This window comes from Leptospira alstonii serovar Sichuan str. 79601 (assembly GCF_000347175.1).
GTDB lineage: Bacteria > Spirochaetota > Leptospiria > Leptospirales > Leptospiraceae > Leptospira > Leptospira alstonii.
In genome coordinates, this window is sequence record NZ_ANIK01000116.1 from 72,858 (window position 1) to 98,951 (window position 26,094).

20 protein-coding genes are annotated in these 26,094 nt (G+C 44.8%); 10 read left to right on the forward strand and 10 right to left on the reverse strand.

Annotated elements, in window-relative coordinates:
• Positions 1–14: 14 nt before the first annotated feature.
• Genes LEP1GSC194_RS19355 through LEP1GSC194_RS19375 form a run of 5 tightly spaced genes read right to left on the reverse strand, consistent with a single transcriptional unit; the run spans position 15 to position 9,135 of the window.
• Positions 15–389, reverse strand: a complete 375-nt coding sequence (locus tag LEP1GSC194_RS19355) for a DUF1987 domain-containing protein (protein WP_020775120.1) — start codon at positions 387–389, stop codon at positions 15–17.
• Between the two features lie 2 nt (positions 390–391).
• Entirely contained in the window at positions 392–946 is a 555-nt protein-coding gene (locus LEP1GSC194_RS19360; RefSeq protein ID WP_020775164.1) for a SiaB family protein kinase, read from the reverse strand.
• Between the two features lie 36 nt (positions 947–982).
• Positions 983–6,322 (reverse strand): AAA family ATPase, encoded by a 5,340-nt coding sequence (locus LEP1GSC194_RS19365; RefSeq protein WP_020775181.1) that lies wholly within the window; start codon positions 6,320–6,322, stop codon positions 983–985.
• Between the two features lie 23 nt (positions 6,323–6,345).
• Entirely contained in the window at positions 6,346–7,320 is a 975-nt protein-coding gene (locus LEP1GSC194_RS19370; protein ID WP_020775137.1) for a ketoacyl-ACP synthase III, read from the reverse strand.
• Between the two features lie 33 nt (positions 7,321–7,353).
• The gene (locus tag LEP1GSC194_RS19375) at positions 7,354–9,135 is read right to left on the reverse strand and encodes a CoA-transferase (RefSeq protein ID WP_021064392.1); all 1,782 of its coding nucleotides are present in this window, start codon (positions 9,133–9,135) and stop codon (positions 7,354–7,356) included.
• A gap of 416 nt (positions 9,136–9,551) precedes the next feature.
• Here LEP1GSC194_RS19375 and LEP1GSC194_RS19380 point away from each other — a divergent pair, with 416 nt between their 5' ends.
• The 3 genes from LEP1GSC194_RS19380 (at position 9,552) to LEP1GSC194_RS19390 (ending at position 12,302) form a co-directional block, all read left to right on the forward strand.
• Positions 9,552–10,415 (forward strand): acyl-CoA thioesterase, encoded by an 864-nt coding sequence (locus tag LEP1GSC194_RS19380; protein ID WP_020775183.1) that lies wholly within the window; start codon positions 9,552–9,554, stop codon positions 10,413–10,415.
• A 40-nt stretch (positions 10,416–10,455) separates the two neighbouring features.
• Positions 10,456–11,214, forward strand: a complete 759-nt coding sequence (locus LEP1GSC194_RS19385) for a glucose 1-dehydrogenase (RefSeq protein ID WP_020775169.1) — start codon at positions 10,456–10,458, stop codon at positions 11,212–11,214.
• Between the two features lie 278 nt (positions 11,215–11,492).
• Positions 11,493–12,302 carry a PP2C family protein-serine/threonine phosphatase gene (locus LEP1GSC194_RS19390; RefSeq protein WP_020775173.1) on the forward strand — a complete coding sequence of 270 codons (810 nt, stop codon included), beginning with the start codon at positions 11,493–11,495 and terminating at the stop codon, positions 12,300–12,302.
• On the opposite strand, the gene LEP1GSC194_RS19395 is transcribed toward LEP1GSC194_RS19390, so the two are convergent.
• The 5 genes from LEP1GSC194_RS19395 to LEP1GSC194_RS19415 all read right to left on the reverse strand — a co-directional run bounded on the left by LEP1GSC194_RS19395 (position 12,277) and on the right by LEP1GSC194_RS19415 (position 17,956).
• Positions 12,277–12,804: a SiaB family protein kinase gene (locus LEP1GSC194_RS19395; protein ID WP_020775117.1), complete on the reverse strand. Its 528-nt coding sequence runs from the start codon at positions 12,802–12,804 to the stop codon at positions 12,277–12,279. The two genes, LEP1GSC194_RS19390 and LEP1GSC194_RS19395, sit on opposite strands and share 26 nt — an antisense overlap.
• Positions 12,805–12,814: 10 nt before the next feature.
• Complete coding sequence (locus LEP1GSC194_RS19400) at positions 12,815–14,104, reverse strand: beta-ketoacyl-[acyl-carrier-protein] synthase family protein (RefSeq protein ID WP_020775125.1); 1,290 nt, start codon at positions 14,102–14,104, stop codon at positions 12,815–12,817.
• Between the two features lie 560 nt (positions 14,105–14,664).
• Positions 14,665–15,078 carry a response regulator gene (locus LEP1GSC194_RS19405; protein ID WP_021064401.1) on the reverse strand — a complete coding sequence of 138 codons (414 nt, stop codon included), beginning with the start codon at positions 15,076–15,078 and terminating at the stop codon, positions 14,665–14,667.
• Positions 15,079–15,102: 24 nt separating this feature from the next.
• The gene (locus tag LEP1GSC194_RS19410; protein WP_036043829.1) at positions 15,103–16,947 is read right to left on the reverse strand and encodes an ATP-binding protein; all 1,845 of its coding nucleotides are present in this window, start codon (positions 16,945–16,947) and stop codon (positions 15,103–15,105) included.
• 475 nt (positions 16,948–17,422) lie between these two features.
• Entirely contained in the window at positions 17,423–17,956 is a 534-nt protein-coding gene (locus LEP1GSC194_RS19415; protein WP_020775188.1) for an HIT family protein, read from the reverse strand.
• 36 nt (positions 17,957–17,992) lie between these two features.
• Here LEP1GSC194_RS19415 and rsmH point away from each other — a divergent pair, with 36 nt between their 5' ends.
• Genes rsmH through LEP1GSC194_RS19450 form a run of 7 tightly spaced genes read left to right on the forward strand, consistent with a single transcriptional unit; the run spans position 17,993 to position 25,741 of the window.
• Positions 17,993–18,997 carry a 16S rRNA (cytosine(1402)-N(4))-methyltransferase RsmH gene (gene rsmH, locus LEP1GSC194_RS19420; protein WP_081605146.1) on the forward strand — a complete coding sequence of 335 codons (1,005 nt, stop codon included), beginning with the start codon at positions 17,993–17,995 and terminating at the stop codon, positions 18,995–18,997.
• The gene (locus LEP1GSC194_RS19425; RefSeq protein WP_020775177.1) at positions 18,998–19,360 is read left to right on the forward strand and encodes a hypothetical protein; all 363 of its coding nucleotides are present in this window, start codon (positions 18,998–19,000) and stop codon (positions 19,358–19,360) included.
• Positions 19,329–20,831, forward strand: coding sequence for a UDP-N-acetylmuramoyl-L-alanyl-D-glutamate--2,6-diaminopimelate ligase (locus LEP1GSC194_RS19430; protein WP_036043815.1), 1,503 nt, complete (start codon positions 19,329–19,331; stop codon positions 20,829–20,831). The genes LEP1GSC194_RS19425 and LEP1GSC194_RS19430 overlap by 32 nt, the downstream gene beginning before the upstream one ends.
• A gap of 56 nt (positions 20,832–20,887) precedes the next feature.
• On the forward strand, positions 20,888–22,000 hold the full coding sequence (mraY, locus tag LEP1GSC194_RS19435) for a phospho-N-acetylmuramoyl-pentapeptide-transferase (RefSeq protein ID WP_020775167.1): 1,113 nt from the start codon (positions 20,888–20,890) through the stop codon (positions 21,998–22,000).
• Positions 21,997–23,142, forward strand: a complete 1,146-nt coding sequence (locus tag LEP1GSC194_RS19440) for an FtsW/RodA/SpoVE family cell cycle protein (protein WP_020775155.1) — start codon at positions 21,997–21,999, stop codon at positions 23,140–23,142. The genes mraY and LEP1GSC194_RS19440 overlap by 4 nt, the downstream gene beginning before the upstream one ends.
• Positions 23,139–24,215, forward strand: a complete 1,077-nt coding sequence (locus tag LEP1GSC194_RS19445) for a UDP-N-acetylglucosamine--N-acetylmuramyl-(pentapeptide) pyrophosphoryl-undecaprenol N-acetylglucosamine transferase (protein WP_020775199.1) — start codon at positions 23,139–23,141, stop codon at positions 24,213–24,215. The genes LEP1GSC194_RS19440 and LEP1GSC194_RS19445 overlap by 4 nt, the downstream gene beginning before the upstream one ends.
• 2 nt (positions 24,216–24,217) lie before the next feature.
• Positions 24,218–25,741: a UDP-N-acetylmuramate--L-alanine ligase gene (locus LEP1GSC194_RS19450; RefSeq protein ID WP_020775133.1), complete on the forward strand. Its 1,524-nt coding sequence runs from the start codon at positions 24,218–24,220 to the stop codon at positions 25,739–25,741.
• Positions 25,742–26,094 lie beyond the last annotated feature (353 nt).

Here is a 26,094-nt window from a genome sequence, read left to right on the forward strand (position 1 = left end):
AATACCGAGCCGTTTTATTTGTAGGATTTAAGTTCGAACGGAAGGGAAAGATCGGATGAAAATTCCTCTCCCGTTTCCTGCATATCGTCGTCATCCTCTTTGAATAACCAAAGTACCTTTACCTTGCCGCTTTGATCGTGGTATTTCTGAAGAGAATCTAAAATGTCCATGATAACTTTAGACGAACTCGTATTGAAATAATCCAACTGAAATTTTACTTGGATCTGTGATTTGGAATTCATCGTGGCGTTCAGCCAATCGAATACGGGTTTGTAAAATGCGATCGCATTCTCAGGATAGGATTCGCCGATAATTTCGACCGATCCGTGTTCCGTATCTAAGATAACTTCGGGAGAGGTTTTGGTCTGTTGTATGTGTAGGGATTCCATTCTCAATTTTCCTTCGTAAAGTATGCAGAAAGCGTAAAGAACGAATGTTGATCGTCCACCGGAGCTATATCGTAAGAAAGAGGTCCGTCCGACTTTCTCGCAATATCTATCAAACCGACTCCCGCACCTTTGCTGTCTTCGGGTCTGTTAGAGCGTAACTGTTTTTGGTAATAAGTTTTTAACTCATCTCTTGACATCGAATTGATTTTTTCGCATTTTTTTTTCAACGATTCGATTTTTTCATTTAGTACAAGATTTCCGGCTGAAACATTATAGCCAACCGATTTTTCATCGACCCTTATGATGCCGACTCCGCTTTCCCTTCCGTCTTCGAGAGCCTTTCTTTCCGCGGAATAGTGCAACATGTTCTGAGCGAGTTCGATGAAAACCGCAAAGATTTTTTTAATTTTCGATTCCGTGCTTAGAGACGTTCGGATCATAGAACCGAACTCCGTCAGAACTTCCTGCGATAGACGACCTTTAAAGGAAACAATGAATTGGTAATCGTAGGCGTCTCTATATTGTTTAAACAGATCTAGGGACTTGTTTTCCTTCATTTCGTTTTAACATACTCCTATATTTTGTTCGCTTGGTCAGATTCTAAATCCGATCAAAGTTATATCGTCTCTCTGAGCCTCTCCCGCTTGATATTCGTCCAAAAAGGAGGACAATCGTTCCTTTTGTTCGCGTGCGGATAAGGAAAGGACGTTTTGCAAATGGGAGATGAGTCCCTTGCTTGTGATCCTTTGTCTTTGCGGATTCGGTTGATCCATATAACCGTCCGTCGTGAGATAAAACATGACGGACTTTCCCTTTTCCAATTTCACTTCGTGAGTGGAATACGTTCTGGAATCCTCTTTTTGTCTTCCGCCGATCGAGTGTCTATCGCCTTTAATTTCTTCGATCTTATCACCCTTTGAGAAATAGAGCGGTCTTTTGGCGCCTGCGAACAGCACCTTATCCTCGTCGATTCTACAGAAACAGATATCCATTCCGTCCAAAGAGTTTGCGCCTAACGTGTCTTGTTTTAAGGCTTGTCGAACGTTTCGGTTTAAATGTTCCAAAACCTTACCCGGATCTTTGATTCCCGCTTCGTTTACGATTTGGTTCAGCAAGGTATTGCCTATCATTGACATTAACGCGCCTGGAACTCCATGTCCAGTACAATCGACCGCCGCGAGAAAAATCGATCCTTCTTTTTTACTGAACCAGTAGAAGTCTCCCGATACGATGTCCTTCGGTCTGAAAAGGACGAACTGTTCGCGCAAGTTTTTAGCGAGAGTGTCGTTCGAAGGAAGGATCGCTTGTTGAATATTCAAAGAATACGTAATACTATCCGTGATACGCTGATTCTTAAGTTCCAGATCCGCGTTGGCTTGAGCCAATTCTCTGGTTCTTTCCCTGACCTTCTCTTCCATGTTCGCGTAGAGTAACGCGTTATCGATGGAGATCGCCGCTTGAGAGGAAAGAATGTTCATGATCTGAAGTCGATCCGAAGTGAACGCACCTTCCGAAAGATTATTTTCGAGATAAAGAATTCCCGAAATTTCCCCCTGTTTGATTACGGGCGCGCAGAGAATCGATTTCGTTTTAGAATTTTTGATATATTCGTCTTTGTTAAACTTCTCGTCCTGGCTCGCGTTTCTTAAAACCAGATTTTCCTTGGTTCTTTCCACGTAGTAGATGAGAGAGATCGGAAGATTTTTGCTGTTACCGAGGGGAATACCCGTTAATACTTCCACGTCGTCTTTGGAAATCGAACCCTCCGCTTCCACATAAAGTTTCCCTTCCTTTTTCAGGATGAGTACACCTCTTTGCGCTCCCGCGTTTTCGATCACGATCTTCATCAATTTGTCCAGGAGATTTTCCAGTTTAATCTCTCCGGAAATCGCGGTGGAACTTTTTAATACCGATTGAAGATCCAGCGTTTGACCCGAATACATTTCGGTAGCGGTAGCGGTCGTGCTGGAAATCGTTCGGTGGGTACGTAATATTCCGGTTCCCCTTTCCCGAATAAATTCCGGAAACTTGGACTTGAGCATACTTTGTTTGAGATTGGCTCCCCAAAGACCGTAACGATGAAACGCTTCGTTGATAAATTCTCCCGCGATTTTAACGCTGCCTTTGGAGAGCCAGAACATCGCGGCGTTTTCGCAAGCGAGCGCTTCGTCGTTTTGAAATTCGTTCTTTCTCGCTTCTCGGATCGCCGCTTCGTAGGTCCTAGCCGCTTTCCAGTTTTTGTATTGGAGTCTTGCAAGTTCCGCGTCCACGAGAAGATATTTGTGATAAAAGTTTTCGGGACAACTTTCGGCCAAGGTAAGAAGATGTTTTTGATTTTCCCGAATCTTTTTAAGATATTCCTTCTTAAGATCGGGAGAAACTTTTTTATAGTTCGCGGCGAGGGCGAGTGAATATAGGAAGTTATGTTCGAGCGGACCGTACTGACCTCCTAAATAGAGAATCATTCCGTTCGTTTCCTCCGCTTCCTGAAGCGCGAGTTGATATTCCCCGTACATCAAAAGGGAACGAACCTTCATCACCTTAAAGGTACAGATCGGAGCCAAACTTTGATGATCGTTGCAGAGATCGATGTATTCTTTTTCAAGATACTCTGTGGAAGAGAAGTCGAGATGACTGCCCGTTTCTCCCCTAAGGTTGGAAAGAATGAGAGTGGTACCGAGGATCGTATCGATCGCAAGATTGTTTTTTACCTTTCTGACGAACTTGAGCAGTTGATTGATTTTGGGTTTTAGGATTTCCAGATTTTTTCCCTGGAACATTACGTTAGACGCATCGTTCATCGCGGCATAACTTCCGTGTAAAAATTCCCCCGAATCCAAAGCGGATTGAACGCATTTGACGTTTATATCTTCCGAAAATTTAAGGTGTTTAACAAAGGAGGAAGAATAATTCGCGAGAATATTCGCGGCTTTCGTATATCCGCCCGAGTTCATATATTTCTCGCTGAGTTTTACCGCGAGTTCGCAAAAATCGTACGCGCCTTTGTAGTCGTTTAATTGATTCACTAGGACCATACCGTAACAGGAGTAACCGTACGAGTCGGAAAGGTTTCCGTATTTCAACAAAAGGTTCGCCATCTTCAAACAGATCACCGGAAAAAGGGCGGGTTCCTTATTGTAAGCCATCGGGATCGCGCTGATTAAAAGATTCACGGCCCAGATATGATTCTGGTCCTTCATCAAAGGAGCGTCTAACAACGATGTTACGCTTCGATCCTTCAGGTTCTTTTTCGCCTCTTCGATTTCTTTTTTTACAACCTTGTCGAAACCGGAAACGGGAAGTTCAATCCCCAAAGGTTTTAGGGCCTTGATTACGGTCGGCATTGCGAGGTCGTATTTACCTTGGGCCGAATATTCGATCATCAGTAAGTTGTAGGCTTCCGCTTGTTCGACGGGAGTTTTTGCCTGTTTGAGAATATTTTGAATCGTCTCCTGAGATTCTTCGAAGTTGCCGTTGAGATAAAGAATTTCGGCGAGTTCTTTATGAACCGAGTAGGTGAGATCGTATTCCTTTTCCCAAAGATCCTTTTTGGAAAGGGAGAATAGAAGTTCTTTCGCTTTTTCTGCATACAACTTCGCGGGTTTGTAAGCGGCGGAAAGTTTCGCCTTTTGCGCGGCTTGAAGATTCAACTCCAGGAATTTTCTTTTTTCGGAGTTTTCCGTAACAAGCGAGGAACCGGTGTTCAAGTGGTTTACCACGTCGAAGATCGAATCCTCCAAAACCTTTTCGTTTGAGTTTTCGAGGAGGATTCTTCCGATCCGAAGTCGTAAGGATTTTTTTTGATCCTCGCTCAGAAGTTCGTAACTGGCTTGTTGCACGCGGTCGTGTTGAAATCGGAATTGAATCGACTTTGCGGTTTGAAAATTCTTATCCTTATTTTTTTCGATCTCGACCATCGAATCTACAAGGCGATAATTGTCTCCGATCGGAACGATCAATTCCTCTTCCATGGTTTCCATAAGCGCCGCCGCGGTTTCCTTTAACGTAACGCCTAAAATTTTGGATTGAATTGCGAGATCGAAATTACTTCCGATACAGGACGCGAGTTTTAAGGTTTCCTGAGTTCTAGGAGAAAGTTTTTTGATCCTTTTAACGAGAAGATCGACCACGTTATCCGAAATTTCCGTCTCTTTGATTTTTTCAAGATTCCAGATCCATCTTCCCAAAATCGTGGAATTTCCCTTTTGATAAAAGATGATTTCCTCTTTGGACAATTGTTTCAACAGTTCGTTGATAAAGAACGGATTTCCCCTCGTTTTGGAAAATACCACCTCCGCAAAATTTAGGGTTTCTTCGGCGGGCCTGCGTAAACTGTCCGATAAAAGTTCGTTCACGTTTTCCAGGTTTAGAGGTTTGAGCAGGATTTTATCCAGACGAAATCCTTCCTTTTCCAAACCCGTAATGAGCGCGGAGAAGGGATGTGTGGAATCCACTTCGTTGTCCCTGTAAGCCAATATCAGAAAAATGTAATTTACGGAAGCGTCTTCGATCAGATTTTTGACAAGCTCCAAAGAAGGAGTGTCCGCCCATTGTAAATCGTCCAAAAAGATCGCGAGGGGATGATCCTGATTGGCGAAGATCTTTATAAAATTCTGAAATACCAAATAAAAACGGTTCGCGTTTTCCTGAGGTCCCAACTCCGCAACGGGAACCTGTTCCCCGATGATGAACTCGAGTTCCGGCAAAACGTCCGTTATGACTTTTCCGTTCGCGCCTAAAGCGGTTCTGATTTTGTTTTTCCAGTCTTCGATTCTTTCGGGAGACTCCGTGAGAATTTGTTCGATCAAATTGGAGAATACTTGAATGATTGCGCTGAAGGGAACGTTACGGTTGTACTGATCGAATTTTCCGGAAATGGAATATCCTTTCGATTCGGTGAGTGGTTTGTTGATCTCTTTGACAAGGGAGGATTTACCGACGCCGGAGTAACCCGCGATGAGTACGACGTTCGTCCTTCCGGTTTCCGTCATTCGTTTGAATTCGCCTAACAACGCTTTTATGTATCCCTCTCTCCCGTAGAGTTTTTGAGGGATTTTGAATTCGTGAGAATAATCCGTGGCCCCCAAAGGAAAGGCGGGAGCGTCTCCCGACTCCAACCATTTGTCCCGGATGAACTCCAAGTCCGATTTGAGTCCTTCCGAGGTTTGGTATCTTTCCTCCGCGGTTTTTGAAAGAAGTTTTAATACGACATGAGAAAGGGCCTCCGGAATTTCGCCGCGAACCTTACGCGGATCGACGGGGGATTTGGCGAGATGGAAGTGAACGAGTTCCAAAAGATCGTCGCTTTCAAAAGGAAGTTTACCGGTGAGAAGTTCGTAGAAAGTGACGCCGAGAGAATAAAAATCGCTTCTGTAATCCACGGAACGATTCATTCTACCGGTTTGTTCCGGAGAAACGTAGTGGATGCTTCCTTCGAGGCGGTTCGGATTGGACCAGGAAGTTTCTTCCTTGGAGAGTCGTGTGGAAATTCCGAAGTCCACGATTCTTAAAACTTCCGTATCCGGATTGAATATGATATTGTCCGGCTTTAGATCCTTGTGTATTACTTTTTTATTATGGATTTCTCCGAGTTTTTCCGCGAGGTCGATCGCGATTTTAAAGAAGTTGTTTAGGTTGCCCGGTTTTTTCCCCGAAAAATGTTTGAGGGATTGTCCGGGAACGAATTCCAAGATCAGTATAAAACCTTCCGGAATTTTTTCCATCCCGAACGCGTGAATCATTTTCTCGGAGGCAAGATAACTTAGGATTTCGTATTCGTTTCTAAGATTAACCACCGCGGGGTGCAATTCGTCCAAAATCGGAATGTATTTGACGACCACGTCGACTCCGTCCTTCAAACGAACGGCCCTATAAACCTCCGTCGACGAATCGGTATTCATTCTCTCTTTAATTTCGTAACCGTTTATTTTCATAAATGTCGATACCTTTTAATCGTTCAAAGACGAAATAAGAGTCCTCCCCAATAAAATCCGCCTCCTACCGCGGGGGTGAGGAATACATCTCCTTTTTTGAATTTTCCTTTATAATAATATTCTGATAAAACAATCGGAATCGAAGCCGCGGAAGTGTTTCCCATTCTTTCGAAGTTCATGAGAATTTTTTCCCTAGGGAACTTAGTCCTTTTGAGAACGTCCTGAACGACCACGTCCGTACCGGGATGAGGAACGACCCAATCCACGTCGTCTACGGTAAGACCGTTTTTTTCCAAAAGTAGATCCATGGACTCGAGAGTGAGATCGGCCGCGCGGGTGACGAGTTCGGGATAACTTTTCACGTAACTCGCGGGAGGGGGACCGGTCACGATGATTCCCGCCAAGTCCCCGTCGTCTTGCAGAAAGGAATCGATGATTCCGGAATTTTTATCGCCCGTGTGCTCCAAAAAAACGCCGGCCGCCGCGTCTCCCGCCGTAAATTCACCGTAACCACCCATTCTTGTTCTGACGGAAAAACGTTCGCTTCCTATTACAAGAGCGTTGTTAAATTTTCCAGTACCCAAATAGGCGGAAGCGGTTTGAACTCCGTGAACGAATCCGGTGCAGGCGGTGCTTACGTCAAAGGCGAGCGCGTTTGTCGTTCCGGAAAGTTTGGAGGCTTGCGGAGCGAGATCGGGAAGATAATAACGATCCGTCCAGTTGGCGAGAATGTAGAGATCCACGTCTTCCGGTTTTTTTCCGGCGTCTTTCAAAGCCATCTCCGCGACCTTTGCGGCCATAAACATAACGGTTTCCGTTTCGTCGGCTCTTCTTCTTTCGTTCACTCCTATGTTTCCGATCACCGCTTTTTCCGCGGGATGCATTTCCGGAAATTTCAGACGGGAGCGGACCTCGTCGTTGGTGACGATTTTTTTCGGAAAATAATGACCGAAACCTGTAATTCCGATTCCGTTCGAGCTTTGATTTTTTCCGCTCATAAGGGGCCTCTAGTAAATTCAAATTTCATTTTATTATGGAAGTCTTGTATATACCATGAATTGTTCTGTGTAAATCTTTTCCGGATCCAATTCGCGTAACGCGGTCAGTTCTTCCGAGGTAACCGGAGGTTCCCGTATGAGAGGAATGTCCTCGTCCGGAGGGAGCCAAGACGTATAACGTAATACCGCTTCCTCCGGTTCCATCTCTTCGTCGGAAGGAGGCGGGATCCAATGAGAGAACTCGAAAACGTGATCCGAGTTCGGAGTCCTTTGAAATCTTCCGAATTGACAGACCGCTTCCATCACTCTGTCTCCCACTGAAGTAATGTAGTTAACGTGTTTCACAAATCGCCCCCGATTCGCCTTTGCGACCACGATACAATCCGCGACCGCGGCGATATCGTTGGCGCCGCCGGAACCGACGAGAAATTTTCCTTTGGAAGTTTTTGTGGAATTGATATTGCCGAACCAATCCACTTCCGCCGCGCCTAAAACGCCGAGACAGTGATCGGGAACCACGGTTCCTAAAATACTCGTGATGTCGGAAAGCATCGTACAGTCTTTGGTATGGAGTTGACTGAAAAGAAAAACGTCCCCCGTGTGAGGTTTCATAGAAAAGAACCCGAGCTCCGTGATGACCTTGACGGAAATTCCCTCTTGTTCCAAAAACCGCGCCGCGGTCCAAGCCGAGATATGAGCCGCGCCGATACCCGCGAGAATCGTTTTGTAACCTTTGGTTTTGACGTATTCTTGAATCGCTCTCGCGGCGAGAATGATCATCTGTTCCGAGTCGTTCACTGTTTTCGGATCTTCCGGAATGACGGCTTTGTTTTCTTTGGGAATACTTTTTAATCTCTTAAGACGAGCGCTTCCCAGACGTTCCAGATATTCCGAGTGACCGCCCTGTAAGTTTACAAAATCCGCATACCATTTTTCCGCGCGAGAAGGTGCGTTAGCCGCCTCGTTGGCTTCGATTTGAAATTCGTAGTCGTCCAGATAGGTGGAAAGTCCCTCAAAGGCGGAAACTCCCGTCAAATTGTGGACGCGCAAAGATTGGGGATGGGCGCCGAACTCCGCTACGGAAACGGCTTTGACACGATTGCCCGGAATCGTAACGAGTTCCGCAGGAATGGAACCTCTGGGAACGATTTTTTCCACGGTTGCGATCACTCCTTGTTTGGCGGCCAGCGCCCCCCAATCTTTTTCTCCGCTCGGAGGGCAGAGAACCAGGTTTCCTTCCTCGTCCGCCACAACCGCGTGCAAAAGGGTGAGGTCCGGATTTAAGGGGAGAATGTAGACGAGGTCCACGCCTTTTTTACCTTTATAATTCGGAGGGTGAGAGCCGTTTGTGCCGCGATGTTTGGGATCGGGAAATAGGAACGCGGAGTTGCCCAATTTGTCCAGGATCAGATCGCTTCCCAAAAGGGAGTTGGTGATAAAACCCGGAAGCCGCATCGCGCCCGCCATCAATCTTTGAACGATGCTGAGAAGGGACCAGAGTTCGAGTTCGAAAGGTTTACCTTCCAATAAATTAGAATATAATGAATTAGGAGAGGGTTTCGGATAATTGTCTCCCGCAAAACCGGTGATCATTCTTTTTACGATTTTTGAAATCGTAAGCGCGTGCGCGCTGGAATGAATTCCAGCCATGCTGATGACGAACTCGGGATTGGAATGTTGAAAACAACGGGCGAGGGAATAGATGAGCGCGTTGGGTCTGGACATCGTCGCCGAAAGATGCAGATACATTCCCGGGTTTACCGTTTCTCGAATCATATCATCGGGATTTTTAAAGATCTTCACGATTTTTTCCAATGATTCTATGTTTCCGGATCGGTATGGACATGACGAACTTTTCGTACTCGGAACGAATCTTTCTTACTAAGGCGCCTATACGAAAATGGTTCGTTATAAAAAAATTTCTTTTTTTAGAATTCGTAAATATTTTTATACAATTCTTGTTTCGGTAAACGCCGAACGGATTGAAGCGCACTATAACGATAAAAAGATTTACTTATAAGAACTCTATAGCAAGAACTTTTTTATAAATTGAAACAAAACTCGAAATCGATTTAAGACGGATATTCCAAAAACCGAAATTAAGAACGAGAGAGGAATCGGGATTGTTCCGCGTTTTTCCTATGACTTTATTTTTGAAGTCGGAGAGGAAACGAAGATTCGAATAGTATAAAATGATTTTATGTCCCGATTAAGATGCCCGATCGATAGCAATGACAGATATACAGATTGAATTTCCGGAGAACTATCATTTTTCAACCGAGTTATCCATACGCAAAACGGATCTCACTCTGGATATTCACGTATCTTTTGCGTCCATTCTCGATATCGTGATGGAAGCGCATCTTCAATTCTTTCAATATCTCGGTTTTGCGGTTACGGATATCTACGGAAAGAGTATCATCTTCGCTAACGCCGGAATTCTCTATCAAGGAGAATTGCTCTATAACGATCGGGTTAAGATCGACGTCGTATTGAACAATCTAGGGGAAAAATCTTTCGATCTCACGTTCCGTCTTTCCAAGGATCAAAGAAAGGAGAAAGTAGCCCTCGTAAAAATCCGCGTTCTATTTTTCGATTATTCCATCCGTAGAGTAATGCCCGTTCCCGAAGGGTTTAAGAAAATTTTAAGAAATATTCCTTCTTATCCGTCTCCTAAAGTCGGAACCGAGGAGGAACACGAACAACAACGTTCTACTCAAGTAAGGGACTTCGATCGGCTGGAAGTTTTGCGACTCGCTCACGGTCTCATCCTAAAGTTATACTCGCTTGGAAACAAAGAGAGAAATTCGGGGACCAAAGAACACGGGGCCCTTTTCGAACATATCCGTTCCGTCGGGATTCTTTTGCCCGTTTCCGTCGCGGGAGCTTGGGGGAGCAGAATTCTTTCGGAAAAGATCAAAAATATTTTGAAAGCCAAGGTGCATCTCGAAGAACTCAGATATCTTTTGATTCTTGCGCAGGATTTGGGGGTCTATTCCGTAGAAATTGAATTATCCGATTTGGAAGCGATCAACGGACATCTGAAAAAATATCTCGTCCGGGTTCGAAACGGAAAAACGAGAAAATTGATCTAAGATAAATTCTAAAATTCTAATATAATATTCGGAGAATACGATGAAAGACAAGGTCGCCGTAGTGACCGGAGGAAGCACCGGAATCGGAAAAGCGGTCGTAAACGAACTCGTTTCGAAGGGCGTCAAAGTCGTGTTTTGCGGTCGTAGAATCGAAGAGGGAAAAAAGTTGGAATCTGCGGTTCGTTCCCAAGGCGGAGAAGCGCATTTTGTGGTCTGCGACGTGACTTCGGGAGAACAGGTGAAGAAGGTGGTCGATACCGCTTTGGAAAAATTCGGAAGACTGGATTTCGGAATCAACAACGCGGGAATCATGGGACTCAATCATCCCTTGCACGAATATCCGGAGAATGTATGGGACAACGTGGTTAACGTGAATCTCAAAGGGACCTGGCTTTCGATGAAGTATCAGATTCCCGAAATGATCAAGGTAGGAGGGGGAGCGGTGGTGAACGTTTCTTCGATTTCCGGAATCAACGGAGTTGTCGGAATCAATCCCTATGCGGCCGCAAAACACGGAGTCGTAGGACTTACAAAAAGCGCGGCTTTGGAATATGCGAAGAAGAATATTCGGGTCAACGCGATTTGTCCGGGTGCGGTTAAGACGGAAATTTTAGACGAACTTTTTCATCTCGCAAAGGATCCCGTCGAAGCGGAAAAACAACTCGTAAAACTGCATCCTCTTCATCGGATCGCCATTCCGGAAGAGATCGCAAAAACCGTGGTGTGGCTTTGCGGCGAGGATTCTTCCTTTATCACGGGAACCGCGATTCCGGTCGACGGCGGATATTCCGCGAAATGAAAGGGAAAAAAACTTCGGACGAAAAATCGGAAGGAAAACGAATCCGATTCAATTTTAAAACACGTCCAAGACTCGGTTCTCATCATTAGGTAATTTGAATGGAAATTTTACCGAAACGATTCCGACTTTTCGATTCGATCGGAATCTTACTACGATCGGGATGAAAGCGCGAATTCATATTAAAAAAACGACGGAGAGAAGATTTGTTCTTGAAGTTCGTTCATGACACATTTTTATAATATAATTTCGGAATTTATTTCAATTCCAAACATTTCTCCATGATTATCAATTATTTTGGAATTACGGAAAAAGGAAATTTTCGTTCGCATAACGAGGATTCGATGTATGTATCCGGAGAAATCGTAGCCGGAACGGTTTCGGGTTCGTTTTCCTCTTCCGGTGTTCGGGAGTCTCCTCTGATCCTCGCGCTGGCGGACGGAATGGGTGGACATATCTCCGGCGAGGTCGCAAGTCGTATGACACTTGAGAAACTCGCTTGGACGGAAAGGGCCATTCAACCTTTGGAAGAATTGCCCCTATCCGGTTGGCAGAGTTTATTCGGTATCATCAATCACGAAATCAACGATCACGCGAAGGCGACCGGAAAACTGGGAATGGGAGCCACGTTAGTCGGCATTCTGTTCGGAAAAAGAAAGGCTCTCGTTTTCAACATGGGAGACAGTAGGGCGTATCATTTTTCCCACAGGGGAATTCATAAGATTACGGTCGATCATTCCTTTGCGGGTCCCATCCGGGGAAATCAAAATTCGAAGAGTTACATCACGAGTTGTATCGGCGGGGGAACCACCGATCTTCAGATGGATCTTTTCGATATTACGAGTTCGTTAAGTGCGGGAGATAGAATTCTACTTTGTACGGACGGTTTGACGGACGTCATCAAGATAGACGATCTGGAGGAGATCTTAAAAAATTCGTCCAACGTGAAAGAGGCTTGTTATCAGCTTTTGGAAGAGGCGAATCTGAGAATGACCAAGGACAATACTTCCGTAATCGTGATCGAAGTCCGGGAAATGCCGCTTTCCCTTTCCGAACCTTGGAAATTTATCCCAAGCGGAAAAAAACTGTAAGAGTAAAAAAGAAATTTCCGTTCGGAGTTTTTTCGAAAGAGGAACGAAACGGAAAATCAGATTTTCTTAATATTTCCAAAAAACCCAAACCGGCGCCCTTACTGTACTCCGGTCTTTCGCCCTTGATTTTTTCCAGATACAATTCCTTCACTTCCTCTTCGGTGAGGGTTAAAAAATGATCCAATTTTGTTTGAAGCGACGATGCGGTTTCCGCGCTCAGAAAGTTCGCGGTGGAAAGTTTTAGGATATGATTTTTTTCTTTGACTAAAATCAAACCGATTCCGTAACCCGCTTCCTTTTCCAAAGAATAGTGGCTTACGTTTTGAGCCATTTCCACAAACACGTTTAGGATCTTATTCTTCCTTTTTTCGTTTGTGATTCTATCCTTAAGAATTTCGGTAAGATTTCCGAGAATCTCGTGAGTCACCACACCCTGATAATAGAGAACCGATCTTAATTTTTTTAAATAATCGTATTGCCTATACAGTTTGTCGAATTTCATTTTGTTTTCCTTAAAGAAGATCCGGCGCGGTTAGGCTTACGAAGGAAGACTGACTTCCGATCGCAAAGGCCATCGAAATCGCGTTTCGAAGCCGAACCTTTCTTGCGCCTTCGGTGATATGATCGTGATCGCATTCCGGATCCACGTCCTTGAGATTGATCGTGGGGCAGATGATTTGTTTTTCAAGCATAAGCGCCGTGGCGGCGACATTGATGATTCCCGCGGCTCCGAACGTATGGCCGAAGATCGGTTTGATGGAACCGAGGGGCGCCCATTTATTCCGAGCGAGTCCGTTGTATAAAATCTTAAGAGCGCGACTTTCGGCCATATCGTTGTTGATCGTCGCGGTTCCGTGTCCGCAGAAATAATCGATATCTCCGAGTTTGAGTCCGCTGATTTTCATAAGTCGGTTTAAACCGGTCGCGGCCTTTTTACCGGAAAGATCCATTCTCATCGCGTGATCCGCTTCGTTGTAACTGAAGGTTCCCAAAACTTCCGCGTAAATTTTTGCGCCTCTTGCGATCGCGTGATCCATTCTTTCCAAACAGAGAACGGCGGCTCCTTCCCCCAGGATAAATCCGTCCCGATTACGATCGTAGGGTTTGATCGCCGATTTCGGATTGTCCTTTTCGGAGGACATGACCGAACTCGCCGGATCGGAATACATCATCATCAGAGGTTTGATGAGCGGAAATTCGTGACCTCCCGCATACATCACTTCCGCTCTTCCCTTGCGAATCGCCTGATAACAAAGACTGATCGCGTGATGACCGCCGACGCAGGCCGCCGTGATCGTAGTCACAAATCCTTGTATGTTCGCGTAGATTGCGGTAAGGTTGGTCGGATTGGAAGCCATCGAAGTGAGAACGGAATAACGATCGAAGACGTTTTGATTTTTTTCCTCGTGATAGATTTTCCAAGCGTGTTCCCACCATGCGAGAGAAGACCGCGAAGAGGAATCGATAAAGCCGACCTTGGAAGGATCCAAGAAATCCTTATCCAATTTCGCGTCCCTTCTCGCTTCTTCCATCGCGGCCATAATCGCGAACGTCTCACGATTGTAATGTCTTGCGTGTTTTTCGTCCAAATCGGGTAGGAACTTTTCCCATTCAAAGTCGTTCATCTCCGCCGCGACTTTTACGGGCATATCGTCGGTTTGAAACCGCGTGATCGTGTTTATCTGCGAGTTCCCTTCGGAAAGATTTTTCCAAAACGTATCCACAGAATACGTGTTCGGAAGAATGACTCCGATTCCGGTTATTACGACTCTCGAATTATGATTGGTTTTAGGTTTATCCATACTTTTTTGATTTTACGATTTATTTGCAATCAAACGCGAATAACGTGTATTTTTCTTTTTGTCGTTTTATCCTTCTTGTAATAGAATTATAATTTCATTACGAATTTACTTTTACTTCTTCGGACAAATCGTCCACTGAAAAAAAATTATATTTGAATATTCGGTTTTCCGCGAAGAAAGGTGAGTCGGCTTTTTGAGAAGATGGAAAGAACGATTCGCCCGAAATTTGGAGCTTTATAACGAACTCCGAATACCGTTTTTGAATTCGATTTGGAAGATAATTTTAAGTAAAAAGTTGGACGATAAAAATCAAATCAAAAAAACGAAACGGATCGTTTTTCTATTTTTTTAAGATCTTTCGTTTTCAAAATCGGAGGTTCATCGGCTGGAGAATCCAAGAATATTCTAAAATGCGATTGTTTTCTTTTTGAAACATATTTCTCGAGTAACCGACGTTCGGCAAACGTATCCCACAAGTCGAATTGTATTTTTCACCGAGAAGAATACTAGGTTTTCGATCGGTTTAAACGAAGGCGTTTGTAAGTTATGAAAACCTCTTCTCAATCGGTCGAATTGTAACAAAGTTTTCGGACGACTTTTAATAATTCCTCCGAGTTCCAAGGTTTGTGGAGGACCGTGAACGTTCCGGCTTCTTTTTGAACCTTATCGAAAATTCCCTTTTCGATATGCCCCGTAACGAGGATGGAGGGGATGTCGGGATATTTTTTATGCACCTCTATCAAAAACTCGTCTCCGTTCGTAATCGGCATCAGCCAATCCGAAACGATCAAGGCTACTTTCGTCCCGTTTGAAAACAACTCGTCTATCACTTCCAAACCTTCGGTCGCGTCCTGAGCCGTTTCGAAAATGAATTCGTGGCCGAGTTTATTTTTCAATTCCTGCACCAATGAAATCAAAATGATCGGTTCATCATCGACGCAAAGAATTGCGTTCGGTTCGTTTTTTAAATCCAATTCGGTATCTTCCCCTAACACGTGTTATGCGGCTTTAAGCCATACGCTGAATTTCGTTCGACCGGGTGCGGATTGGAACTCGATTTTGCCGCCGAAATTATCGATGATTTTTTTACAAATGTCAAGCCCGAGTCCCATACCTTCCCCGTGTTTTTTGGTCGTAAAAAAAGGATCGAAAATTTTGTCTTGAATCGCTTCCGGAATTCCCGCTCCGGAGTCCGTCCAGGAAACCACGATCCAAGAGTCCCGTTCCTCCGTCGTAATCTCTATTTTTCCCTTGTAGTTCATGGATTGAAGGGCGTTGTTGAGAAGATTGATCCATACTTGATTCAATTTGTCCGCTTCGCCTAAACATCGTTTGTCGGTTCCGTAATTTTTTACGACCTCGATTCCGTAGTGCAATTTATGATGATACAGTATAAGTATGTTTTCGATTTCGGTCCGAATGTCGATGGCGGAAAGTTCTCCGTCCGTCGCTTCCGTTTCCGGACGCAGATAACTTTTAAGAGCGCTTACGACTCTGGAAGCCTTATCCGCCGCGATTCCGATCACGTTGTTTACCCGAACGATGGTTATAAAGGAAGTCACCGCCGTGAGAATATCGGCGATTTTTTCCGATTGTAATAAAGGAATCAAATCATCTCCTAATTTGTGTAGACCCAGATCCGTGACCGTACGAGAGATCAGGTTCGGATTTTTAATTCCGGACTTTTCCAGATCGGCGGCCAATTCCCGCCAAATTCCCCGGTTCGATAAGATGGAAGATTCGGATATATGTTTCAAACTTTCTTCCAAGATCGTAGTGAAACGTTCCGAATCTTCCGGGCTTAAACTCGAAAGTAAGTAAGGAATTTTTTTCAATTCGTGATTTACTACTTCCGATACGGTTCTTGAGGACGAAGAAATCGCACCGAGAGGAGTGTTCAACTCGTGGCTGACTCCGGCAGCTAACTGACCTAAGGCGGCCAATTTTTCGGAAAACACAAGCTGATTTTGAGTATCCCGGAGATTTCGCATTAATTTTTCGAGACTACTCACCGCGTTCACGAGATCCTCGTTTGATTTTGCAAGTTCCGCCGTTCTAGTCTCCACTTTTTGTTCCAAATTCGCATTGAGTTCCAGGACCATGGCTTCGTTTTCCTTGTTTCTCGTATGATTGACGATAAAGATTGTTCCTAGTCCGATCAGAATCGCTACTGTGGAAAATAAGATCATGTCGGCTCCGCTTTCGGTCTTGTTGACCGGCATACCGATTTCGAGAATTCCCCTGACGTCTCCGACCTTCCAATCCTTTTTCGGAGATTCGGGATGAGTGTTGTGGCATTGAATACAAGAAGTTTGCATTCGATCCGCAAGCGCGTATCGAACGTAAGGAATCGAATCGATCGTTTGAAACGTATAGTAAGGAATTTCCGGGTCCTTCTGCAAACGGATCAAGGCTTCTTTTTGAAAGTCGTCGAGACCTCCTTTTTTACCTCGAGTGGGAAACGGATAGTCGCTGTATAACTCGACTCGGATTCCCTCGAATTGACGCGTTAGGTGTTCTCCGAATTCTTTCACGATCGTCGCTGGGAGAGGAATACTTTTCGGAACGGTTTTGTATTTGTAAGTGACTTCCGTTCCTTCCTGCAATGCCTTGTTTACGAGATTATCCGAATAATAAATCCGAAGCGCGAGCATCTGTTCGGCGACGGTCTTTACGTTTCGTATCGCGGTCGTATCCGTATTCTTTTTTTGATAGTAAAAGAGTAGGATTCCGAGGAGAAGGATCAGCAAGATACAACCTAGAAGAAAAGGCAGAAAAATACGCGTTTCTATTTTCAGAAAATTAAAGTTCATCCCTAGAAAGAACGGTTTTTTTAAACGCATAATCCCGCCTCGTTTTCTTTTAGGATTCGATTGGTAATCCCGCGCTTTCATAAAATGGATTCGTCTTAACGTATTTGTTAAAACGAACGAAAAGTGGGCTTATCCGTACAATAGACGAATAAAATTCAAAAAATGAATTCGTTTCGATGTTTTAAGTTTTGTGATAGTTCCTACATTTTACCGAAGGTTTCAAGTTTTAGGAGCGGCCCTATCCCCTTAGGGATGGGCGGGTTCTCGGATAACTCAATGTTTCTCCCTGTTTCAAGTGGCTAGGCCTGTTGAAAAAGGGACGGAGAAAACCCCACGTGTGTGTTTCAAGTGGATAGTTGTTAGGGATCAGTGGATAGGATTTTACTTTGAATTAAAGATCTATCCTGTTTAGAGTTCAACCCCACGTGTGTGCATTTGGGCGCTCTATTTTTCAGCTTCGCTGAAATTTGAATTTGGCACTTCGTGCAATTCAACTAACTCGCTTCTATGGGCGCTCGTTAGGAAATTCCTTCCAGATTCGAATCCATTCTTGCTGCATTTGGAAAGGTTCGTAGATTACAATTCTTGAATTTGCTAATACGTCCAGAAACCCCGCTTCGTTCGGAAATCGGGGCACGATGTGTTCGTGGATATGCGGAATGGAACCGCCCGAATTCTTCCCAAGATTGTAACCGAGATTGAACCCTTGAACGTTCCAAAGCGTTTTTAGAATGGTGATCGCCTTTACGGTTCCGTCGTGAATCTCCATAGCTTCCTCCCGAGTCAGTTCCTCGTAAGAAAGTATATGACGTTTCGGAAATACGATCAGATGTCCCGGATTGTACGGATAAAGATTCACCGAAACGATCGTAAGATCCGTCTCCGAAACGATTAGGTTCGGAACCGCCGGATCTCTTCTACAAATTCCGCAAAGGATACAATCCACTTCGGGTCTTTTTCCTCTCGCATAATCCAGCTTATGGATTGAAAAAAGATTTTTCCTCGGTTCGTCCCATTGTGTAGAATTCGTTTCTTCCATCGGTCCTAGAATAATTCCTCGCGTCCTTGTGTCAAAATAGAATCTCCTTGCAGGACCGACACTTCGGAAAAGTATGGAACGAGATTGGAACCCGTTCATTATTCAGTTCAGGGAAAGGATATTCTCCGAATTTTTACGGAGAATTTTCATAAGGACGATCCCGTTTTATTTTTGGACGGAACCGCGGGAGAAGGCGGACATAGTCTTTTGTTCTTAAAAGAATTTCCCAATTCCAAAGTTATACTCTGCGACAGAGATCCCGCGATGTTGTCCAGAGCGACGTCGCGTTTGAACGATTGTAAAGAAAGAGTGATTCCGATTCAAACGAACTTTTCAGAGATCGATTTTGCACTTTTAAATTCTCACGGAATCCACGAAACTCCGCAGGGAATCCTTTTGGATCTTGGGATTTCCACGTTTCATCTTTTTCATTCCGGAAGAGGTTTTAGTTTTAGAGAAGCCGAACCCTTGGATATGAGGCTGACTCCGGACGGAGGTCTGAGCGCTCGAGACGTAATCAACACGTATTCCAAGGACCGATTGATGAATATCTTTTATACTTACGGAGAAGAACGTTGGTCCAAGAAGATCGCGGAAGTCATCGTAGACAGAAGAAAACAAAATTCGATTGCAACCGCTTCCGAACTCGCGGATCTGATTTCCAAAATCATACCGCGTAAGTTTTGGCCTCCGGGAAGACATCCCGCGACTCGGATCTTTCAAGCGCTCCGAATCGAAGTCAATCAAGAGTTGGCTCATATCGAAAAGGGTTTGGCTTCCCTCCTTAACCTTTTGCGTTTGGGAGGTGTGATTCAAGTCATCTCCTTTCATTCCTTGGAAGACAGGATCGTAAAAAACTCGCTTCGAGATTATGCGAAGCAATACGGATTCGAACTTCTTACCAAAAAGCCGATTCTTCCTTCCGAAGAGGAAACCGCGGAAAATCCGGCCTCCCGTTCCGCAAAATTGAGAGCGCTTAGAAAAACGAAATCGGTCGATAAAAAATACAGAAAGGAAGATTTCGAGGAAGAGGAAGAATAGATGTCTGCGTTTTCCACATTTCTAAACCGTCGTTTATGGACGGATCTCGGGATTTTATTTTTGAACTTGGGTAAGGTGGTTCTTTTTTTGAGTTTATTCTTTCTTTATGTTTGGCAGAACGTTCAAGTTGCAAGACTCAACCGAGAAATCGGAGTTGCGACGGGCGAAAAGATCAAACAGATTAAAAAGAACGACGACTTAAAAATCGGAGTCGCCACTTATACTTCCGCAAGAAGGATCGAAACTCTGTATCGAAAAACGTACAACTATCTTCCCATCACCGTGGGAGATCGAATCATCACTTTGAATTTACCGCCCGAAAAGAACGAAGATGAAAATGAAGTTAACCGGCCTTCTCCGTGAATTTCCAGAACTCAAATTAAGAACGTTTCCTTCCGGAAAAAATCCGGATTCGATCGAAATCGGATATATCGAATCGGATTCCAGAAAAACGAAGGAAGAAGACGTCTTCTGCGTCGCGGATTCGATCGGTTCCAATAAGAAAGAATTTATTTCCAGCACAAAGTCTTCCGTAATTTTACTCCGCGCCGGTTCTTCGGTTTCGATCGATTCCTCCAAGTTCGTTTTGGAATCCGAAGAAGATCCGGAACAACTCCAAGGAAAAATCGCTTCCTTTTTGCTCGGACATCCTTCCCGCGATTTGGAAATCGTGGCCGTTACCGGAACGAACGGTAAAACTTCTCTTACGAACATTCTTTTCGCATTAGCAAAGGATCAGGGAAGAACCTGCGGACTGATCGGAACGATCGGCGTCAAGTTCGGGGATCGTCTGATCGACACGGGTTATACCACTCCGGACGCTTCCTCTCTCAACCTCATTCTCAAACAGATGAAGGACGAAGGGGTAAATACGGTGTTCATGGAGGCGAGTTCCCACGGCCTCAAACTCGGTAGAATGAACGGAATTTCCCTGAAGGCGGGTGTATTCACCAATCTTACCCAGGATCATTTGGATTTTCATCCCGATATGGAAGATTACTTGGAAAGTAAGTTTCGTCTTTTTGAAATCTTGGACGTTTCCAAATCTCCCTTTGCGGTTTTGGATTACGCTTCTCCGGGCGGAAGCGAAGTTTATCGGAAAATCGGAAACGAACTCCCGAAACTTTCCGTAAGCGCGTTAGACGGTATCGCGGAAGAATGGAAGGTCGGAGATCTTTCCCTCGATCTACAAGGGACTTCCTATTCCCTGAAATCGCCGGGAGGAATTACGTCTAACGTTAAAACCAATCTGCTCGGTTCGTTTAACGTTCGTAACACGGCCCTTGCGTTTTTGACGGGAATCGCTCTCGGCTTGGATCCGGAAAAGATGCTTTCCTCCTTGGAAAAAATCCCCCAGATTCCGGGGAGATTTCAGATCGTCTACAGCAAGGATCGTTCCCGTATGGCCGTCGTCGATTACGCTCATACGCCCGACGCTCTGGAAAATATAATCCGAAGTGTGAGGGATTCAAAGCCCAAACGTCTGATCACTTTGTTCGGTTGTGGAGGGGATCGGGATCGAACCAAACGGCCTAAGATGGCGCGTATCGCGGAGGAACTTTCCGATCAGGTGATTTTAACCTCGGATAATCCGAGGACCGAAAAACCGGAGGCCATCTTGGACGAGATTCAAACCGGGTTTTCTCCGGGTTTTATTCCGCTTTTGCGGGAGGTCGACCGGGCGCGTGCGATCGCAACGGGAGTGTCGGTTTTACCCGAAGGCGGATGTTTGCTCGTGGCCGGAAAAGGACACGAAGAAGTCCAAATCGTCGGAAAGGAAAAACGTCATTTCAGCGACGTCGAAGAAGTTCAAAAAGCGTTCGGCCTTTTTTAGAAATTTTCCGATACAAAAAAAGAATACTCCGTTTTTTTGAAAACAGGACAGGCAAAATGTTTTATTATCTCTACGATCTTTACTTCAATCATCTCGATTCTCTTAGGATTTTCAGCTACGTTACCTTTCGCGCTCTGATGGCGGGTTTGACTTCTATGTTCGTCACGTTTTGGCTCGGACATAGGGTGATCGATTTTCTATACGGATTAAAATTCAGGGAATCGGTTCGGGACGACGGCCCCAAGTCTCACGAGGCAAAAAAAGGGACCCCTACCATGGGGGGACTTTTGATCATAGGTTCCCTTCTCCTTTCGGTTTTGCTCTGGGGTAATTTAAAAAATCCGAATGTGATTTTGTTGTCCGTGTTTTCACTTTGTTTTTCCGTTCTCGGTTTTGCGGACGATTATATGAAATCCGTCAAAAAAATCAAAGGCGGTATGCGGGCGAGAACCAAATTTTTGTCTTCGATTTTGATCTCATTCGCCTTTTGTATATTATTCTTTTATTATACTGGCGCGACCCCGGCCGGTCATTCCGGTAAAATTCCGTTTCAACTCACGGACTTATTCTTCCCTTTCATCAAAGGCCCCGTGATTGCGCTCGGCGTGTTTGCCGTTCCTTTTGCGATCCTGGTAATCATCGGTTCCTCGCACGCCGTAAATTTGACGGACGGACTCGACGGGCTCGCGACCGGAACCGTAGCGATCTCGGTCGTAACACTCGGAATCATCGCCTACTTTTCGGGAACGCCCGTTGTTGCGAACTACTTGAACATTCCGTACCTTCCCGGAGCGCACGAGTATTCCGTTTTCCTTTCGGCGCTTACGGGAGCGCTTTTCGGATTTCTCTGGTTTAACGCACATCCGGCCCAGGTGTTTATGGGCGATACCGGTTCCTTGTTTTTAGGCGCGACCCTCGGAATGATCGTGATTCTTTTAAAAAAAGAAATTCTTCTTTTGATCTTGGGAGCGATTTTTGTGAGCGAGGCTCTTTCGGTGATCCTTCAAGTAGGTTCGTTTAAACTGACCGGAAAAAGAATTTTTAAGATGGCTCCTTTGCATCATCATTTCGAGTTGGGAGGATTGAAAGAAACCAAGATCGTGATCCGTTTCTGGATCATAGCGGTCATTCTCGCAATCGTCTCCCTTTCGACTTTGAAAATTCAATGATCGATTTTATCGCAAGAAAGTGGAGGGCGGTTTGGCTTCCGGGAAAAAATTCCCTGGATGTGCTTTTGATCGTAACGATTTTTATTCTTCTTTTCACCGGACTTTGCGCTATGTATTCCTCTTCGAGTATCACCGCTTGGAGAGAGTTTAAGGATTCCGAATATTTCCTCAAAAAACAGGCGGTTTGGATTTGCATCGGGCTTGTGTTCTTTTTTTTCTTTTCCGTCTTTCCGTATCAAAAACTCGAAAAACTCGCCCTCGTGGGAATGATCGTCGCGATCGGTCTTTTGATTTTGGTGTTTATACCGGGAGTCGGAAAGTCCGTTTCGACTTACTACGGGAGAAACTTTCACAGATGGATTGCGATCGGTCCGTATCAACTACAACCTTCCGAGGTCGCCAAGATTGCGGTTCTGGTTTATCTCGCTTCTCTCTTTCAAAAATTGAAGTTACCCGATTACAAAAAACTTTTGATTCCTACTTTGCTTTTATTGACCGTGATCGTTTTGATTTTGGTCGAACCCGCGTTCGGAACCACTCTCGAAATCCTGTTCGTCATTTTGGGTTTTATCTTTTTATTCGGATTTCCGTTTCGAAATCTGCTCGTTGTGGGAATTGTTTCACTTCCTCTAATATACATTCTGATCGATCGGGTGGGTTATCGAAAAAAGAGAGTGGAAGTCTGGTTGGATCCGTATCGGTATCGATTCGACGAAGGTCATCAGCTTGTAACGTCGTTTCGCGCTTTTTTGGACGGGGGCTGGTTCGGCAATAAGTTGGCGTCCGGTTACGCGCACCGGTATCTAACCTACAGTCATACGGACTTCGTACTCGCGACGTTTGTCGAGGATTTCGGTTTTCTCGGATTTATGATTTTTATTTTTCTCATCCTTGTTTTGTTATTCCGCAGTTTTTATCTCGTCCAAAAAGTCAAAGATCCGTTCGGATTTTATTTAGGAGCTGGAATTCTGATCGTCTTAGGAACTCAGTTTATCATCAATATGTTCGTCGTAACCGGGATCTTTCCGATCACGGGGATCAGTCTGCCTTTTTTAAGTTACGGAGGATCGTCGATTCTCATCGTGTTGATTTCTCTCGGAATTCTTGTCAATATTACGCGAAAGGAAAACCTGGGTCTATGAGATCGATTGTAATCGCGGCCGGCGGAACCGGGGGGCATATTTCACCGGGGGTGGCTCTGGCGGAAATGTTGACCGAATTGAAAGAAAAGATCGGATACGAAAATTTATATTTATATTCCCTGGTTCGTAATCGAAACAATCCGGACCTTGAACAGGCTCCTTGTCCGGTTTTATGGCACGATCTTCCGCCGCTTTCGAGTAATATTCTTCTATTCCCTTTTCGTTATACGATTCAGATTCTAAAAACTTTTCTTTTATTCAAAAGATTGAATGTGGACGTGGTGATCGGGATGGGAGGATATTCCACCGTATCGTCCATCTTTTACGGAATTTTTTTTAAAAAGAAAATTTATCTCTGCGAACAAAACACCGTGCCGGGAAACGTGAACCGATTGTTCTTTCGATTTGCGAACAAGGTCGCGTTTAGTTTTCCGCCGAAAAATTCCGCGATTCCCTGCAATTATCAAGTTCTTGGAAATCCGCTTAGAAAAAAAACGCTCCCTAAGATGTCTTTGAAGTTCTCGGAAAAATACGACACAAAAAAGAAAACACAATTCAACGTGCTCGTGATGGGCGGAAGTCAGGGAGCGAGACAGATCAACAATATCGTCATCGCGCTCATGGGTCACGAGGAAATCAACACTCAGTTTCGGTTTCGAGTATTGACCGGCTCCGCTTTGTACGAAGAAGTTTCCAAAAAGACGAAGAAGGACGCGGAACTCATTTCTTATTCCGACAACATGAAGGAACACTACGAATGGGCGAACTTCGTGATCGCCCGTGCCGGTTCGGGCGTTCTTTCCGAATGTGCGGCGTTCGCGTTACCTATGATACTGATTCCTTATCCGTACGCGAAAGACGATCACCAGATGGCGAACGCGAAATACTTCGAACTCAACGGGGCGGCGGTCGTAATCGATCAAAAGGACGAGGACGAATCCCATCTTTTTAGAATATTGGATCAAATGGTAAATAACGTGAATTTGTTAAACGACATGTCCATCAGTTCTCTTCAGTGTTCTCACGTGGACGCTTCCAAAGATACGGCGAAATATTTTTTCTCTCTCGATTGACGATGGACTCAAATCGTTTATCTTTTCAAAAACCGTTCTTTTTGGGAATCGGCGGCTCGGGAATGTCCTCTCTTGCGTTTTTACTTTTGAGCAAGGGTTTTAAGGTGGGCGGTTACGACGGAAAACATTCCGCGATCGTCGAAAAGTTGGTCGCAAACGGCGCGACCGTATTGCATAAGTCCGATTTTTTAAACGTAGAGGATTACGATCTTGCGGTTTATTCTTCCGCGATCCGATTGGATTCTCATCCTTTGGTGAAAAAATTCAGAGACAAGAAAATCCCTTTAGTTCATCGGTCGGAACTACTTCATCGAATCATGGCGGAGAAAAAGCAGATTTCCGTTGCGGGTTCCCACGGTAAAACGACGACGACCGCGATGGTCGCTTTCCTGTTGGAAAAATGCGGGATGTCTCCTTCCGTAATGGTCGGGGGAGAGGTCGCGTTTTTGGACGGGAAGGGAGGTTTTTGGGGAAAGGGAGAATGGGGAGTTTTCGAGTCGGACGAGTCGGACGGAACATTCAATAATCATCATGCTGAAATCCGGATTCTTACCAACGTGGACGAGGATCATCTGGACTATTATAAGACGCGGGAGAATCTTTTGGGCGCCTTTGCCCGTTATATGGAACTGGCTTCCCGAAGTTTGATTTTGAATCTGGACGATGTCGGAATTCTGGATTCGCTCGTTTTGATTCCGAATCGTCCTAGAATATTATGTTTTTCTAAATCTATGGTTTCCGGCGGAACTACAAAGGGTCTTTCGGAAAAATCGGACGTTGAGAGATATCGCAGAAGGGACAATTCGGATGTTACGGAAAACGGAGCGATTTCCTATAACTTAGGGAACGAAACGTTCGGTGTTCGAAACAATGTGAGAAACGACGTTTTATCGGATGTCGATTCCTGCAAAATCGTACATTACACGATCGAGTCCTGTGTTTTGAGCTTTAGCTTTCAAGAAAAGGAATATTCGTTTTCTCTTAAGTATCCGGGGGAACACTATTTGAAAAACGCTTTGGCTGCGATTCTGGCCTGTTTTGAGGCGGGGGCGCCTATTGCGGAGCTCGTTTCTAAAATTCCGGAGTATTCCGGCGTTAGCAGAAGATTGGAATATCTAGGAAGTAAAAACGGAATCGAAGTTTACGACGATTACGGACATCATCCCACCGAAATCAAGGCGGTGATTCAGTCGATGGAGGGTCTGAAAAAAGACGGACGGGCGGTTATTCTTTTTCAACCGCATCGGTATTCGAGGACACAAAGTCTTTACAAAGAATTTGCTCAAAGTCTGGATACGGGAGAAACCGTTTATCTTTTACCGATCTATTCCGCGGGCGAAGATCCGATCGACGGTGTAAAAACCGAACTCATCGCGGATTCCATGAAGGTTTCCGCAAAAATTCTTCCCGGAGTTATTGCCGAGGATGTGATTGTCCTGAAAGATTTTCTAAAACCCGGAGATAAGCTCGTCACACTCGGAGCCGGTAACGTAAGGGACTGGGGTCTCGCTTTTTTAAAAGATTAGGTCAACGTTTCTTAGGCAAGTTGTAAAAGTCCTAAAACCTAATCCCTTTGAAATGTGGGAACTCCTGCGTTTTTGTGAAACTCAGGCGTCCCGCTTCTATTAGCGCTCGAATAAACTAAAGTCTCACTTCCTGAATGCCGACCCATAGGAAGGCATTCATTGAGTTACCCGGGTCGTTCGAATAAACTCAATCTCACTTCCTACGGGTCGTTCGAATAAACTCAATCTCACTTCCTACGGGTCGTTCGAATAAACTCAATCTCACTTCCTACGGGTCGTTCGAATAAACTCAATCTCACTTCCTACGGGTCGTTCGAATAAACTCAATCTCACGAGGTCAAAACTGATTCGTT

What these genes read in the sequence shown, in the direction of transcription:
- LEP1GSC194_RS19355 (WP_020775120.1), bottom strand. Translation starts at nt 389, where the DNA reads ATGGAATCCCTACACATACAACAGACCAAAACCTCTCCCGAAGTTATC.
- LEP1GSC194_RS19360 (WP_020775164.1), bottom strand. Translation starts at nt 946, where the DNA reads ATGAAGGAAAACAAGTCCCTAGATCTGTTTAAACAATATAGAGACGCC.
- LEP1GSC194_RS19365 (WP_020775181.1), bottom strand. Translation starts at nt 6,322, where the DNA reads ATGAAAATAAACGGTTACGAAATTAAAGAGAGAATGAATACCGATTCG.
- LEP1GSC194_RS19370 (WP_020775137.1), bottom strand. Translation starts at nt 7,320, where the DNA reads ATGAGCGGAAAAAATCAAAGCTCGAACGGAATCGGAATTACAGGTTTC.
- LEP1GSC194_RS19380 (WP_020775183.1), top strand. Translation starts at nt 9,552, where the DNA reads ATGACAGATATACAGATTGAATTTCCGGAGAACTATCATTTTTCAACC.
- LEP1GSC194_RS19385 (WP_020775169.1), top strand. Translation starts at nt 10,456, where the DNA reads ATGAAAGACAAGGTCGCCGTAGTGACCGGAGGAAGCACCGGAATCGGA.
- LEP1GSC194_RS19390 (WP_020775173.1), top strand. Translation starts at nt 11,493, where the DNA reads ATGATTATCAATTATTTTGGAATTACGGAAAAAGGAAATTTTCGTTCG.
- LEP1GSC194_RS19395 (WP_020775117.1), bottom strand. Translation starts at nt 12,804, where the DNA reads ATGAAATTCGACAAACTGTATAGGCAATACGATTATTTAAAAAAATTA.
- LEP1GSC194_RS19400 (WP_020775125.1), bottom strand. Translation starts at nt 14,104, where the DNA reads ATGGATAAACCTAAAACCAATCATAATTCGAGAGTCGTAATAACCGGA.
- LEP1GSC194_RS19410 (WP_036043829.1), bottom strand. Translation starts at nt 16,947, where the DNA reads ATGCGTTTAAAAAAACCGTTCTTTCTAGGGATGAACTTTAATTTTCTG.
- LEP1GSC194_RS19415 (WP_020775188.1), bottom strand. Translation starts at nt 17,956, where the DNA reads ATGGAAGAAACGAATTCTACACAATGGGACGAACCGAGGAAAAATCTT.
- LEP1GSC194_RS19425 (WP_020775177.1), top strand. Translation starts at nt 18,998, where the DNA reads ATGTCTGCGTTTTCCACATTTCTAAACCGTCGTTTATGGACGGATCTC.
- LEP1GSC194_RS19430 (WP_036043815.1), top strand. Translation starts at nt 19,329, where the DNA reads ATGAAAATGAAGTTAACCGGCCTTCTCCGTGAATTTCCAGAACTCAAA.
- mraY (WP_020775167.1), top strand. Translation starts at nt 20,888, where the DNA reads ATGTTTTATTATCTCTACGATCTTTACTTCAATCATCTCGATTCTCTT.
- LEP1GSC194_RS19440 (WP_020775155.1), top strand. Translation starts at nt 21,997, where the DNA reads ATGATCGATTTTATCGCAAGAAAGTGGAGGGCGGTTTGGCTTCCGGGA.
- LEP1GSC194_RS19445 (WP_020775199.1), top strand. Translation starts at nt 23,139, where the DNA reads ATGAGATCGATTGTAATCGCGGCCGGCGGAACCGGGGGGCATATTTCA.
- LEP1GSC194_RS19450 (WP_020775133.1), top strand. Translation starts at nt 24,218, where the DNA reads ATGGACTCAAATCGTTTATCTTTTCAAAAACCGTTCTTTTTGGGAATC.